The 13,330-nt window shown below is 67.7% G+C and carries 14 protein-coding genes; 8 read left to right on the forward strand and 6 right to left on the reverse strand.

The annotated features are described in order from the left end of the window. Positions 1-590: 590 nt before the first annotated feature. Both ACLJRL_RS27685 and ACLJRL_RS27690 read right to left on the reverse strand, forming a co-directional pair. Complete coding sequence (locus ACLJRL_RS27685; RefSeq protein ID WP_410659218.1) at positions 591-1,184, reverse strand: chemotaxis protein CheB; 594 nt, start codon at positions 1,182-1,184, stop codon at positions 591-593. Positions 1,185-1,771: 587 nt separating this feature from the next. Further along, positions 1,772-2,191: a MarR family winged helix-turn-helix transcriptional regulator gene (locus ACLJRL_RS27690; protein ID WP_410659219.1), complete on the reverse strand. Its 420-nt coding sequence runs from the start codon at positions 2,189-2,191 to the stop codon at positions 1,772-1,774. Positions 2,192-2,247: 56 nt separating this feature from the next. On the opposite strand from ACLJRL_RS27690, the gene ACLJRL_RS27695 reads away from it, so the two are divergent. Further along, positions 2,248-2,772, forward strand: a complete 525-nt coding sequence (locus ACLJRL_RS27695; RefSeq protein WP_410659220.1) for a DUF6790 family protein — start codon at positions 2,248-2,250, stop codon at positions 2,770-2,772. 23 nt (positions 2,773-2,795) lie between these two features. Next, positions 2,796-3,428 (forward strand): TMEM175 family protein, encoded by a 633-nt coding sequence (locus ACLJRL_RS27700; RefSeq protein WP_410659221.1) that lies wholly within the window; start codon positions 2,796-2,798, stop codon positions 3,426-3,428. Positions 3,429-3,529: 101 nt separating this feature from the next. Here ACLJRL_RS27700 and ACLJRL_RS27705 read toward each other — a convergent pair whose 3' ends face one another. Further along, on the reverse strand, positions 3,530-5,113 hold the full coding sequence (locus ACLJRL_RS27705) for a carboxylesterase/lipase family protein (RefSeq protein ID WP_410659222.1): 1,584 nt from the start codon (positions 5,111-5,113) through the stop codon (positions 3,530-3,532). A gap of 358 nt (positions 5,114-5,471) precedes the next feature. On the opposite strand from ACLJRL_RS27705, the gene ACLJRL_RS27710 reads away from it, so the two are divergent. Then, positions 5,472-6,584 (forward strand): serine hydrolase domain-containing protein, encoded by a 1,113-nt coding sequence (locus tag ACLJRL_RS27710; protein WP_410659223.1) that lies wholly within the window; start codon positions 5,472-5,474, stop codon positions 6,582-6,584. A gap of 252 nt (positions 6,585-6,836) precedes the next feature. Then, the gene (locus tag ACLJRL_RS27715; protein ID WP_410659354.1) at positions 6,837-7,646 is read left to right on the forward strand and encodes an alpha/beta fold hydrolase; all 810 of its coding nucleotides are present in this window, start codon (positions 6,837-6,839) and stop codon (positions 7,644-7,646) included. Positions 7,647-7,688: 42 nt separating this feature from the next. On the opposite strand, the gene ACLJRL_RS27720 is transcribed toward ACLJRL_RS27715, so the two are convergent. Next, positions 7,689-8,552, reverse strand: coding sequence for an NAD(P)H-binding protein (locus ACLJRL_RS27720; RefSeq protein ID WP_410659355.1), 864 nt, complete (start codon positions 8,550-8,552; stop codon positions 7,689-7,691). Positions 8,553-8,637: 85 nt separating this feature from the next. Between ACLJRL_RS27720 and ACLJRL_RS27725 the strand changes: the two genes are divergently transcribed. Further along, complete coding sequence (locus ACLJRL_RS27725) at positions 8,638-9,441, forward strand: helix-turn-helix domain-containing protein (protein WP_410659224.1); 804 nt, start codon at positions 8,638-8,640, stop codon at positions 9,439-9,441. Between the two features lie 35 nt (positions 9,442-9,476). Here ACLJRL_RS27725 and ACLJRL_RS27730 read toward each other — a convergent pair whose 3' ends face one another. Both ACLJRL_RS27730 and ACLJRL_RS27735 read right to left on the reverse strand, forming a co-directional pair. After that, the gene (locus ACLJRL_RS27730; RefSeq protein ID WP_410659225.1) at positions 9,477-10,406 is read right to left on the reverse strand and encodes a hypothetical protein; all 930 of its coding nucleotides are present in this window, start codon (positions 10,404-10,406) and stop codon (positions 9,477-9,479) included. A 289-nt stretch (positions 10,407-10,695) separates the two neighbouring features. Next, complete coding sequence (locus tag ACLJRL_RS27735; RefSeq protein ID WP_410659226.1) at positions 10,696-11,487, reverse strand: hypothetical protein; 792 nt, start codon at positions 11,485-11,487, stop codon at positions 10,696-10,698. 126 nt (positions 11,488-11,613) lie between these two features. Here ACLJRL_RS27735 and ACLJRL_RS27740 point away from each other — a divergent pair, with 126 nt between their 5' ends. The 3 genes from ACLJRL_RS27740 to ACLJRL_RS27750 all read left to right on the forward strand — a co-directional run bounded on the left by ACLJRL_RS27740 (position 11,614) and on the right by ACLJRL_RS27750 (position 13,299). Next, positions 11,614-12,288, forward strand: a complete 675-nt coding sequence (locus ACLJRL_RS27740) for an alpha/beta hydrolase (protein ID WP_410659227.1) — start codon at positions 11,614-11,616, stop codon at positions 12,286-12,288. Positions 12,289-12,315: 27 nt separating this feature from the next. Next, entirely contained in the window at positions 12,316-12,765 is a 450-nt protein-coding gene (locus tag ACLJRL_RS27745) for an NUDIX hydrolase (protein ID WP_410659228.1), read from the forward strand. 96 nt (positions 12,766-12,861) lie between these two features. After that, positions 12,862-13,299 carry a pyridoxamine 5'-phosphate oxidase family protein gene (locus ACLJRL_RS27750; protein ID WP_410659229.1) on the forward strand — a complete coding sequence of 146 codons (438 nt, stop codon included), beginning with the start codon at positions 12,862-12,864 and terminating at the stop codon, positions 13,297-13,299. The last annotated feature ends 31 nt before the right edge of the window (positions 13,300-13,330 follow it).

The raw sequence follows: 13,330 nt of genomic DNA on the forward strand, positions 1-13,330 counted from the left end.
GCGTCGAGCAGTCTCTCCGAGGCTTTTCGGGCACACGAAAACAACGACGTGAACTTCATCTTGCTCCCCCAGGGACGATCAGGTGAAGAATCACGCAAGGTTACGGCGACCGGCCGCGTCGAGGAATACGATTTCTGCGGATTTAGCCCGAACGATCTATCGATATTGGACCATACGTCGCAGTTATCCACGCCTTACACGCGAATCGGCGACCCGGACAGCGCCTCGCGACTGGCCCCCGGCCACCATCTACACTCGCTTGATCACATTCGGTGACACGTCGGATATTAACCGACACTGCGCCGCAGAATACGTTTTCAGGCAACCGGCGAGCCAATTCGCACAATCGATTCAGAAATACGATCCGGACGCCTTTGGCGCATTCGCCGACGTCGGCCCATCCGATCAGCAGGAGCGAGCCGACTGCGTCGGACAGTGCCAGGCCGATCTCCCCAGCGATGAACGGTTCAGCACCGATGACCGCCTCCGCGCTCCAGTCCTCGGTGTCGGTGCTCACCTGGAATCGGGCGCCACGGCGGTCACCGTCTCCGAACGGCGGATCGGGAGTTCGTACGAGTCCACGGGGCAGCTCAGCGCCGGCGAACGTGCGCCTGGATGGCGTCGGCGATATCGGGCAGGGCCAGCACATCGTGAACCAGGCCGGTGGCGATCGCGGCGCCGGGCATGCCGAAGTGTTCAGAGGTGACTTCGCTCTGGGCGAATACGGTGCCACCGCAGTGTGAGATGGCACGGATCCCGGCCTGGCCGTCGGTGCCGCCGTCGGTGAGCACCACGGCCATCGCTCGGGGTCCGCAGGTGACAGCGAGGGTGGCCAGCAGGAGATCGGCCGACGGGCGGGCCGGCGGCAGAGCGCCGGTGTCGAGCAGTCCGATCCGTGCTTCGGAGGTCACGAGCAGGTGCCGGGCAGCGGGGGCCACGAGCACGGTGCCAGGGACGAGCTCGTGGCCGTCGACAGCGTGCCGCACACGCAGCGCCGTGCGATTCCGGAGGATGCCGGTCAGGCGACTGGTCCGATCCGGGCTCAGATGCTGCGCGACGATCACGGCGGCGGGCAGGTCTGCCGAGAGCGGGGCGAGGACCTGCGTGAGGGCGTCGAGGCCACCGGCGGAGGTCACCAGCGCGATGACAGGGAACCGCAACGCGTAAGGATCAGGTGTGGCCATTGGCCCATCTTCCTCTCCGGTCGGACCGACCCGCTTCGTCAGAGCGGATCCCATCCAGGCATCGGAGCAGGACACTCACACCGTTTAGCGGCTGATCAGCATCCTGACGGACGCGCGCCAAGCTGAAGACACCACCCGTCTGGCGGACAGCGTCCCGCTACGACCCGCCCGCGGTACCCGTCCACGCTGGTGATGACCGCTCCATCCGGTGGCGCCGCGCCGGGCAACCACCGCGAGCCGTATCAGCCCAGAACGTCCCCGAGCGATGGCCTTGTGCGCGCCTACCGAAAGCGGTTCTGTCGCGTCTCGCGAGGTGCTGGTTGGTCTTGACCGCTCGTCGCGGCAGGTCTGGGACCTTGTCGAGGAGGGCGGCGCGCGTCGTGTTCGGGTCTGCCGCGGTCAGCTGCCGCCTCCTCGGCGCAGCTCTCACTTGCCATAAGAAACTGCGCGAACAATCCACATGAGACACGCTCTAAGCCGAATCAGGCTCTACTTCGGCTCGACCGATATGGGCAACGTCTCGCTGCGCGTTCCCGCCATCCAACATCTTGTCCGGATAGTTCCCCGGGGCGGCAGTCGAGGCGCCTTCAGTCCGACGCGAGGATTTCAGCCAGCCGGAGGGTGTCTTCGAGGTAGCGCTCGTAAGGAAAGCCGGCCGCGATGAGTCCCTCACGGAACTCGTCGTAGAGCGGTTTTCCCGCGGCATGGAAGGCTTTCCGGCCGGGCTCGGTGAGGCGGACCAGCCGGCGCCGCGCGTGTTCGGGGTCGACGGTGATCTGCACCAGACCGTCCGCTTCGAGTGGCCGCAAGGCCCGGCTGACCGCCGGATCGGAGATCGACAGCGCCTGGGCGAGCCGATGCTGCGTCGTCGGCTCGATCTCCTCAAGTGTGCCCAGAAGCCGTATCTGGCTGTAGGTCAAACCGTCGGGGTCATCGGCGCGCCGCCGGGCCGCCTCGCCCATCAGCATGACCACGCGGTGCAGCAGGTCTGCGAGTCCGTCATCCACCAGCTCACCATACCAGAGTCTTGACTAGTTAATATTAACCAGGTAAGACTGAAGCCATGGACAACTTCGCTTACCTCGCCCAATCCGCCTTCCCGCTGGTCTGGATCGTGGTGCCCGCCGTCGGAGCCTTCCTCCGGGCCCGCCACGCGACGTCACCTCAGGAACGGCTCGAGATCTGGCAGCGCTGGTGGGCCATCGGCGCCTTCGGCTGCGGCAGCCTGTGGATGACGGTCGCTTTCCTCGCCTTCCCGGACGTCATGGCCACGGCGATCGGCTTCGACCGGACACCCTTCATGTTCGAAATCGCCTTCGCCAACCTCGCACTGGCCGTCATGGGCTTCCGGGCCGCCTCGGCATCCGCACGCGAACGCATCACCATCGGCCTCGGCGGCGGGATGTTCCTCTGGGGAGCCGCGATCGGTCACGTCCACCAATGGTTCGCCAACGGTGACCACTCCCCCGGCAACACCGGCGGAGTCCTCGTCAACGACATCCTGATCCCGGCGGTCATGATCATCCTGGCCGTGCGATCCCGGCGACTCGCGACCCTCCCACGACCGGCCGCGGAAATCGCCGCCTGAGACCGCGGGAGCTGTTCCTCACCATGACGACACAGACCGACCACACGATCGGGAAGGCCGCCGCCGAGCGGCTCACCATCTTCGTGGACGCGGTGATCGCGATCGCGCTCACCTTGCTGGCACTGGATCTCCCGATCCCCCACGGCGACACCACCGAGGCCATGCTGAGCTCGATTTCGGCCCACGGCAAGGAATACGTCGCCTTCGCGCTCAGCTTCGTGGTGATATCCGCCCACTGGCGCGCCCACCACGAAATCTTCCCCTATGTCCGCTCGCTGAACGGCCGCCTGATCAGCCTCACCCTGGCATGGCTGTTCATGCAGGTCCTGATGCCGTTCGCGACGCGGGTGATCACCGCCGAAGGCGCCTTCCCACTCCGATTCAGCCTGTACGCGATGGTGCAGGTTCTGGCCTCCGCGTCGTTCGCGCTGATCATCCGGGAGATCCGGCGCGAACACCTGTACCGAACCGACGGCCCGCCAAGAGTGTTCGCCCAAAGCCTGCTGCGCAGCGTCTGCTTGGCCACGGTGTTCGGGATTTCGATTCCGGTCTCGTTCCTGACCGGGGACACCGGCGCGTACCTGTGCTGGCTCCTGGCGCCGATCGCACTCACCATCGCCCGCCGCGTCCAAGACCACAAGTCATCCGATACATGACCAGGATCGCCTGGCCGTTCTTGCCGACGACGCCCTGGTCCAGGTCGGTCGACCGCTGCGAGAATGGATGTGTTCTCGCAGGGAGTCGTAGTCACCCCGCCCTACCGGGGCGCCGCGAGCGCGTTCCAGAAGTCGAAGTTGTGCAGCTCACCCCGATCGATCCGGCCGATTCGGTGCACGTCCAGCCCTTGCACATACGGGGTCACCGCGTCCGGCAGGACGCGCCGCCACAACGGCAGTCCAAAGCGGTTCGGGTCGCCCGTCGACGCGAACCGTGACCAGTAGCCGATCATCCCATCGCCGAGCCTGCGTTGGGCTGCCGTCAGCGGGCGATCGTCATACGGGAAGTCGAACAGATACTTCAGCTCCGACGCGTGACCGGCCAACGGCTCCACCCCCGTCGGGAACTCGGGGATCGCCGGCGCCGTACGGTCCAGGAACTCGTAGGCGTACACCGGCACCGTAGCCGCGAACCGGCGGTCCGACGCCGCCTGCGCCCACGCCCAGTCCAGATCACTCATGACCGCGCCGATGGCCTGCACCGGCGTGCCGTGCGCGGCGACAGGGTACGCGGCGGCCACCGCTGCGGCTTTGGCACCGAAGTGGGTGCCCAGAGTCTGCCGGTAGCCCTCCTCGGTCAGCCCGGGGAACATCGGCGGCGAGAACAGTGTGCCCTCGTCACGGGTGACGCCGGTCAGGAAGGGCACGTGCTGGAACCGGCCGGCCGGCACCGCGACCGCGGGGTCTTCCGGCAACACCGCGTTGCCGTAGGCGGGCAACGGGAAGGCCGGCGCGGCCAGCAGGTCCACCGCCGGCACCTTCCGCAGACACTCCAGAGTCGCGCAGCCGAACCTGGCCGCCAGGTTCTGCCCGTGGCCCTGCTGCCACTCCTGTGGCACGAAGTACGGAACGTCCAGCAACGGCCGGAAGGCCGCACCGGCGAAAGCGTCCGACACACACGGCGTGCTCTGCCCGATGGCCCGTTGGAACAACCCCGCCGAGCCCGGAGACGCGAGCAGACCACAGACCGAGTGGGCACCGCCCGACTCACCCGCGACCGTCACGTTTCGCGGATCACCACCGAAACCCGCGACGTTGCGCTGGACCCACCGCAGCGCGGCCTGCTGGTCCTCCAGACCGAACGCGCCACCGTCGGCCAGACCCGGAAAGCCCATGAACCCGAGGTTGCCGAGCCGGTAGTTCACCGTCACGACGACCAGGTCGCCGCGCTCGGCGAGCCGGGCCGGGTCGTAGTCGCCGCCCGTGCCCGACACCAGCCCGCCGCCATGCACCCACACGAGCACGGGCGCCTTCCGAGCGTGCTTCTTCGCGGTCACGTTCAGGTACAGACAGTCCTCAGTGTCGCTCGCGGGCCTGCCCGGCAATGCGGCCTGCGGACACCTGTTGCCTGGCCGGGTCGCGTCGCGCACCCCCGGCCACGGCTCCCGCGCGACGGGTGCATGCCAACGGAGCTCACCGATCGGTGGCGCCGCGTATGGAATGCCCTGAAAGCCTCGGAGATCCCCAGTGGCAGTGCCGCGTACCGATCCCGACTCGACCCGAACGACATTTCCCGATGCCGCCGCGGCAGGCGTCGCCCCTGCCACAAGTCCCACGACGACGACCAGTGCCCCCAGAATTCCCCTCATGTCGTCCACAGTGGCAGTCCACACGACGAACGGCATCAACCGATCAGTTGATACCGTGATCAACCGCCGCGCGACGGCAGCCGCTGCTCAGCGGAATCACGACTCTTGCGCGGCCGGGCAGGAAGACTATCCGCTGGATGCCGCATTTCCTCGTACGCCCGGGCGTACGCGTCGCAGTCGCCACCCACAGGCCCGGGTCCTGTCCGGTTCAGAGACTGCGTTGCCCAGAACGGACCTGCAGATGGCGCATGAGGATGCGCCGCCTGCATCATCCGGTGCCGGGTGTTCTGCTCTGTTCGAGTGGTTGTGATTTCCGGCCCCGCGGATGCTGATCACCGGGCGCTAGCGTCGGCTGGGGAGCACCTTTGGGCCTTGAGGGGAGATTTTTCTTATCATGCAAAGAAAATCATTTCGGCCTTCGCTGAGGATCCGACTTGTGGCCGCGCTCACCGCGGCCGGACTGGTCGCCACCGCGGGCACCGCGCTCGCCGACACCAGCGCCGACCGCAAGGTTGTTCAGGAGGCCCTGGACCAGATGATCGCGAGCGGGGGAACGCTCGGCGTGCAGGCCAGGGTGACCGACGGCCGCCAGCGATTCACCGCGCGCTCCGGCAAGGCGGAGCTGGGTTCGAACCGCCCGGTGCCGGACAACGGCCGGTTCCGCGTCGGCAGCATCACCAAGACGTTCGTGTCGACTGCGCTGCTGCAGCTTTCGGGCGAAGGCAAGGTAGTCCTGGATACGCCGGTCGTCCGCTACCTGCCCGGTCTGATCGACAGCCGCATCACGGTGCGTCAGGTCCTGCAGCACACCAGCGGCCTCTACAACTACACCAACGCGTTGCCGCTCGACCCGGACGAGTTCGAGCAGATCCGCTACAAACACTGGACGCCGCAGGAATTGCTCAAGATCTCCACCGACAAGCCGCTCGACTTCGACCCCGGCACCCGGTGGAACTACTCCAACACCAACTACGTGGTCGCGGGTTTGCTGGTGGAGAAGCTGACCGGCAGGCCGTACGCGAAGGCGGTCGAGCAGCGGATCCTGAAGCCGTTGCGCCTCGACGACACCGAGGTTCCCGGCGACAACATCGACATCAGAGGCCCCCACGCCCACGGCTACGTGACCGTGGCGGGCAAGCCGAACGACATCACCCGCATCAACCCGTCGGTCGCCTGGGCCGCCGGCGAGGTGATCTCCACGACCCGCGACCTGGACACGTTCGGCGTGGCGCTGGCGAGCGGCAAGCTGCTCAGGCCCGCGCAGCAGCAGGAGATCGGCAAGACCACCGCGGTCAGTCCCGAGTACGGCCTGGGCCTGCAGGTACAGACTCTGCCGTGCGGCACCAAGGTGTGGGGCCACGGCGGCGGCATCCCCGGCTACTCCTCGCAGGTCCTGACCACACCGGACACCACAAAGCGGCTGGAGCTCTCGGCCACGAGCGCGCCGACCGCCGGGGGCGACCCCAACGAGGCGTTCGGCAAGCTGCTCACCGAAGTCTTCTGCTGACAGTGACTCTTGCTGCGCGGTCGTCGTTTCGACCGCGCAGCAAGCCCGCTTGCTAGGGCCAGCCCCACCAGGACATCGGGGGCGCGCCCGATGGTCTTCGTCTCGCACGGCCGACAGGCTGACCGCATGTCGCTCTCTCCCTCTCGCCGTGACTTCATCAAAATAGGTGCCACGGCCGCCGTCGGTGTTGCATCACTCGGTATCGCGGGCACAGCACAAGCCGCCGAGCCGACGCGGATCACGCCGCTTCGGATCCCTACTCCCGCCGGCACCTTCGACGCTGTTGCCGCCGGCCCGCGGCATGGCCGGAAAGTTCTTTTGTTGCACGGCTTCCCTGAATTCGGCATCGAGTGGGAGCACCAGCTGCGAGCACTCGCTGCCGCCGGCTACCGGGCGGTGGCACCTGACCAGCGGGGCTACTCGCCGGGCGTACGGCCTGCCGAGGTCGAGCACTACCACCTGGACTACGCCGTCAGAGACGTCCGGGCGATGGCCGACGCCCTTGGCTGGCACAGGTTCGACCTGGTCGGACACGACTGGGGTGCCGCGGTCGCCTGGATCGCCGCAGCGAAGTACGCACGCCGGGTCCGGTCGCTGACTGCCGTGTCCGTGCCGCATCTCGGCGCCTTCGCCGAGGCGCGGCGGACCGACCCCGCACAGCAGGAAGCATCCAAGTACATGGAGTTCTTCCGGCAACCGGCTCCGATCCCCGAAAACTCGATCCTCGCTTCGGGGCCGCCCAAACTGCCAGGCGTCGCGCCGGAAAAGTGCGCGGAGTACTTCCGGCGACTTTCCCGGCCAGGCGCTCTGACCGTCGCACTGAACTGGTACCGGGCCAACGATTTCGAAGGCTACGAACAACGGGTTTCGGTACCGACGCTCTTCATCGCGAGCACGAAGGACCCCATGGTCGCACCGTCGGGGATCCATGCGACGAAGAACTGGGTCAGCGGCCGCTACCGGCTCGAAGTGCTCGAGGGGATCGGGCACAACATCCCAGAGCAAGCACCCGAGGCCACGAGCACTTCGCTCCTCGCGCACCTCGCTTCGGCGTGTTCCTAGCCCAGAGCCGAGTTCGCGATGTGCTCCGCGGCTGGTTCGTGCTTACGGGGTCGGCCGGAAGGCGTCTCGGTGGTCCTGGACCCAGGTGGTGAAGGCGGTGGCCGAGCGTCCCAGTATCCGGGGCACGTCCTGGGTCAGGACGGCGTTGTGTCCGGCACGGGCCCAGGCCATTCCGGTGAGGGCCGCGTCCGCGGCAGCCGGGCCCATGCCGTGGTGCAGCATCTGCTCACGGGCGGCGTCGAAGGGAAGGTCGACCGTGGTGACGGGGCGGTCCAGAACGGATTCCATGATGGCGGCCTGGTCGGGGACGCTGAGCAGGTCCGGACCGGTCAGGGTGTAGGTCCGTCCGTCGTGGCCGGGCGTGGTCAGTGCCTCGGCGGCGACGGCGGCCACATCGCGGGGGTCGATGACACCCTGGGTGGCCGTCCCGGTCATGTTGGGGACGGGCTGCCCGGCGTTGATCGGGTGCGCGAATCCCAGGACGTTCGAGGCGAAGCTGGAGGGCCGCAGCACTGTCCAGGCCATGCCACTGGACCGCACGGCCTGCTCGGCCCGCAGATGCCACGCTCCGACGGTCCGGTCGCCGCCGATCGTCTCGCCGGTGCCGATCGCGGACAGTTTCACGACGGTGGTCACTCCTGCCGACCTGGCGGTTTCCAGCATGGCCAGGTCGTGACGCGGGGCGGGTGAAGTGGGCGCGGTGAGCAGAAACAGCGCCCGCACATCGGCCACCGCCGCCGCCAGTGAAGCCGGATCGTCGAAGTCCGCCCGGACGAGTTCAACGCCAGGTTCGGCCCGCACGGCGCCGGGGTTGCGGGTCATGGCCCGGACCGCCTCGCCGCGAGAGGTCAACTGGCGCAGGAGGTGGCTTCCGATGGTGCCGGTGGCACCGGTGATCAGGATCATGCCGGCCACGCTGTCATGGTGATCATGCCGTCGGCTTGGAAGTTTCGGCACGATTCGCCGCGCCGGGCGCGGCTACGATGGCGCCATGGGGGTGGATGAGCGCGCCATCGAAATGCCCGATGGCCTGCGAGCGTGGTTCTCCGGGCTCAGCATCGCGACGGTCGACGATCATGGCCGTGGACAGACGTTGCTCGACGAGCCGGACCACGCCACCACGCTGGTCCTGCGCGCGGTGCCCGGTCATGGCAGCGAGTTCGTGGTCATGGGACCACGCACCCGCGCCCGGTATCACGTGGGCCGACCGGGACCATGGTGTGTCAAGGCCAGGCTCCATACCGGCTGGACCCGGCGCCTGCTCGGCCGTCCCGCCCGTGAACTCGTCGACCAGGTCCTGCCGCTCAGTACGTTCTGGGGTGAGCCTGCCAATCGCTTCGCTCGTGAGATGGCCGATCTCGCCCCCGGCCAAGCCGGTGCTCTGTTCGGCCAACGCCTCGCCGCCGTGCTTCCGGCCGGTGAACAAGGCAGCAGTCTGGAGCGAGACCAGCTCGTGCGCGAAGCGACCATGTTGCTGTCCGCGGGCACCGCCGGGGTGGCGGCGGCCGCGCGGCGGCTGCACGTCAGCGAACGCCACTTGCGTGACCTCTTCGTCGACGGAGTCGGCCTGTCACCCAAGCACTTCGCCAGAATCGACCGCGTACGAACCGTGCTCGCCCACGCGGGGGTCCGGCCCTGGGCCGACCTCGCCACCGAGGCCGGCTACTACGACCAGGCGCATCTGACCGGCGAGTTTCGCCGCCTCATGGGCGTCCCGCCCGCCGCACTCCGCCGGGGTGAGCTGCCCGCCCCCACCCCGTGCCACGCGCCCGCGGCCGTTCGGCGACAAACCTGATCGCTGTAGACCTTCGTTCGAGACACTGCGTCATGTCACCCGATGTCGGCGAGGAACAGCGCCAGCATCGCCAACGGCGCCGGTGTGCCGTCCCGAAGCTTGATCGACTCCGCTGCCTGCCGGATCTGTGCCTGCGTCTCCGGGTCGCCGAGCGTGCCCGACGACAAGGTCGTCGAGAACCGGGCGAGCAGGACGGCGCGACGGAGCCGGGCCACATGCTGACGGCCGCCGGTGCGCGCGAGCACCGCGATCGCCTCGTGGACGTCGGGATCGAGCAGGAGAGCGGTATCCGGTGTGACGTCCGGGTCCCGCTCGAACCGGCCATTGTCCTCGTGTCGTGTCAGCCCGCTGAGAGCTTTCTGTCGCCGTGTGACGGTGTTTCGCCGCCGCGCCAACGGTGTCGGGATCACCCGCCCCGGGGCAGGGTGCCCGTGCGGAGGGCTCGCTGTCCGTGCGGGCCGGCTGCGCTCGGTGTCGCCGTAGACGAGCTGCATCCGTTCTGCCCAGGCCTGAAATGTGGTCCCGGCGACCGGCGGATCCGGCATCCCCACCGAATCGGCCTCGGTCCGGCTCCAGCTGGCGAGACGCCGATTGAGGTAGACGTGAAGCGTTCCACCTGGCGGGCTGCTGGTCTCGCCGAGGAACCACGGCGGCTGCCGAGCGCCGTCAGGGTCTGAGTCGAGCATCCGCACGATCGCGTCGTTGCACCAGCCCGCCTGGTAGAGCGGGGCGAACGCGGCGGCCAGTGATCGTGCCTGCTCCCGTGGCCAACGGGTGCGGCTGAGGAAGGTCCATACCGCCGCCTTGGCCTGCCTGTCGTTGGCGGGAACGACCTTTCCCGGCCAGTCCCGGCTCTGCCGCGCCCATCCTGGCACCCCGCCGCCGGTGCTGTCCCGCAGCGCGGTTTTCAGCTCGGCCGCGATGATGCCCGGCACCGGGCTGGGTTCGACATGCGGCTGGGTCATGACTTTCGGTACGCGGCTTCCTCTGCGACTCTGGCAACACGTGGCACCCCGATCGTGCCATCCGCCGCCGAGGAACCGCGACACCACCGCCATCCGGGGTGTCGCCCGGGCTTCACCAGCTTCGCGCAGTGGCGGCCGGCGCTCGGCGTGAACAGTGCACCTCGCCGAGGGCTGTTCCGTCGGCCTTGCGGAATGTCTTCAAGATCTGCAGGTTGCCCGAGCACGGCACGTCGTCGGCGACCGCGGTCGTTTGGCGATGGTTGAATACGCGATCTCACCAGTGGTGGGACTATCGCCGGAACCAGCTCCGCCGCTTCAGCGAGTTTTCCGCGAGGTCGGTTGGCTGTAGTCCCAACCTTCCGGTCAGGAAGAAAGTCCCGGTCACGATGTTGCCGCGCGCGGGCGGGCGCTCGACGTCGGTGGTCGCGATGGCGACGTCGAGTTCGATCGCGGCGATGGTGCGGACCCGGATCCGATGGAATGCCGTACCGGTAATGGTGTTCACCGGAGTCTCGACCTCGATGACCTCGCCGGCGAACAGCGCGTGAGCGGAGGGCGTCCAGCCGGGCGAGGGTTCTACGGGCCGGATAGTTCCGGAGGGGATGAAGTGGTCGGCGGCGAATTTCGGCCCGTCATCGTCCTGCGAGGCAAAGTAGGCCTCCGCGTCGGCGTGCACCGTGACGTCTTCGGCCAGAGCCGCCAGCACCAGGGATCCACTCTCGAGCCGCCCACCGGAGTGGGCGAGGACCGCGCGGTCTTCCAGCTCCACCGCGATGGGACACCCCAACTCCCCCTCGACGCCGTCGAGGAGTTCGAGCATCGCGGTCTCGTCATCGACGAGGCGAACGTCGCGCACCGATACCGCGGGCGTCGTGCCGGCCAGACAGGGCAGGAGGAACTCGATCTCGCCCTTGCGGACCTGCGCGACGAGCCGGGCACCAGAAGGATCAGTCCACACATGCTCGCTGGTCTTCCTGGCGATCTGCCGGGCCGTGCCCGCGCCGATCAGCGAGACCACCCTCTCCCCGAACTCGTCCTGGCTGGTGACCCCGATCCCGATCGCCTCGAAGTGGCTGAACATGATCACTCCCCCTGTTGTCCGCTGGACACTACTGGCCAGGCCGAAACGAAATCATCCTGGTTTACGTGGGGTACGGCGGGCCTCGACTCCCCGCCGGGCCGGTGATCCGAGCGGTATCGTGCGGAAGTGACTGACGTGATCATCCTTCACGGGGCCTGGCACCAGCCCGCGCACTACACCGAGCTTGCCGATCTGCTGCGCGGCTTGGATCTGTCTGTGGAGGTGCCAGACCTCTACGAACTCTCGCTCGCCGAGAGCACCGCGAAGGTCGAGGCCATCGTCTCGCGCTCGCCAGAGCCGTCGGTGGTGGTAGGACATTCGTTCGGGGGTGTCACCGCCGGGACGGTGCGTGGTGCGGCCGCTTTGATCTTCCTCAACAGCTGGATTCTCGACGTCGATGAATCCCTGGCCAAGGTGCTCGCGGAGACCCCGGGCGAGCCCGGCAAGGGACTGCTAGCGCTGCCAGACGCTGACGGGCGGCTTCGGCTGGACCCGGACGACGCCCGGGCGAAGCTCTACAGCGACGTCGACGAACCCGCGGCCGCGCGTGCGGTGGAGTTGCTGCGTCCGGAACCTCCGTCGATCTTTGCCGCCACACCTGCTCACGTGAGCTGGCGGGACACCCCGTCGGTCTACCTCCGCGGGCAGCAAGACCGGACCATCGCGACTCCCCTTCCGGACCGCTTCGCCGCGCGCTGCTCTCGCACGGAAACATGGGACACCGGCCACTCGCCATACCTGAGCCGCCCGGCCGCGGTGGCCGATCTGATCCAGCGTCAGCGAGCGGGCGCCGGCGACTGAGCGAACGTGCCGACAGGAGCATCTCCCGTGATCACCTCCGCGCCGAGAATCCGCGTCGCCGCCTACGTCATCCGCCCGCGACCGCGGCCCGAGCTCCTGATCTTCGAGCACATCGACGTCCCCGAAGCCGGACGACAAGTTCCAGCCGGAGGAGTCAATGCCCACGAAGGTCTCCCGAAGGCAGTGCTGCGAGAAGTCACAGAGGAAACGGGGTTGACCGGCGTCACGATCGTCCGGGCGTTGACGACCGAGGACAAACCCCACCCCGAGACCGGACAACCACACCGCACCACCTATTTCCACTTATCGGCACCGACCGACACAGCCGATGACTGGCTACATCGCGTCGAGGGAGCCGGCAGCGACACCGGCATGACGTTCGCCTGCCACTTCCACCCGCTTCCTTTGCGGCATCCGCTGGCTGACGACCAGGACGCCTGGCTCGGCCTGATCGATCCCGCCCTGGCCACGCGCTAATGCGGTCTTGACTTCCACCGCGGTCGAGGTTTCACGATGGGTCACCGCTGCGGGCCGATGCCCAGAGCGACGCTGCACAGAAGGGATGATCACGAGGTGGCCGAGGAAGAGTTCGAGGTCGACACATTCCTGTCTCTGCCTCTCACCGCCCGAATCGCGACGAACGGCCCGACCGTGCGGCCGACGTGGTTCCTCTGGGAAGAAGAAGCGTTCTGGATCCTGACTGGTCCGTGGGCGAGATTGCCGGGCCGGGTGCTGACGGATCCCGTGATCGCCCTCGCCGTCGACGAGTGCGATCTCGCCACAGGGGTGGTGCGGCAGGTCATCGCTCGTGGACGAGCCGAGATCCTGCCGTTCGACGTGCCCCGCGGACGGCGCAAACTCGGCCGCTACCTCGGCGCCGACGAGACACGCTGGGACCAGCGGTTCCTCAGCTATCTCTACGACGATCCCGCTGAGAAGGGGACAAGTTGGCTGCGACTGCGCCCCGACTCCCTCATCGCGAAGGACCTGAGCTACACAGTCGGACCGTGACGCCGCTGTCAAAAGACCAGGATCGAAGCGC

Source organism: Amycolatopsis sp. lyj-112, assembly GCF_046549055.1.
Classification (GTDB): Bacteria; Actinomycetota; Actinomycetes; order Mycobacteriales; family Pseudonocardiaceae; genus Amycolatopsis.

Coding starts and splice junctions, on each gene's coding strand:
- ACLJRL_RS27685 (WP_410659218.1), bottom strand. CDS start 1,184: ATGGCCACACCTGATCCTTACGCGTTGCGGTTCCCTGTCATCGCGCTG.
- ACLJRL_RS27710 (WP_410659223.1), top strand. CDS start 5,472: ATGCAAAGAAAATCATTTCGGCCTTCGCTGAGGATCCGACTTGTGGCC.
- ACLJRL_RS27725 (WP_410659224.1), top strand. CDS start 8,638: ATGGGGGTGGATGAGCGCGCCATCGAAATGCCCGATGGCCTGCGAGCG.
- ACLJRL_RS27700 (WP_410659221.1), top strand. CDS start 2,796: ATGACGACACAGACCGACCACACGATCGGGAAGGCCGCCGCCGAGCGG.
- ACLJRL_RS27735 (WP_410659226.1), bottom strand. CDS start 11,487: ATGTTCAGCCACTTCGAGGCGATCGGGATCGGGGTCACCAGCCAGGAC.
- ACLJRL_RS27730 (WP_410659225.1), bottom strand. CDS start 10,406: ATGACCCAGCCGCATGTCGAACCCAGCCCGGTGCCGGGCATCATCGCG.
- ACLJRL_RS27720 (WP_410659355.1), bottom strand. CDS start 8,552: ATGATCCTGATCACCGGTGCCACCGGCACCATCGGAAGCCACCTCCTG.
- ACLJRL_RS27705 (WP_410659222.1), bottom strand. CDS start 5,113: ATGCCGTTCGTCGTGTGGACTGCCACTGTGGACGACATGAGGGGAATT.
- ACLJRL_RS27695 (WP_410659220.1), top strand. CDS start 2,248: ATGGACAACTTCGCTTACCTCGCCCAATCCGCCTTCCCGCTGGTCTGG.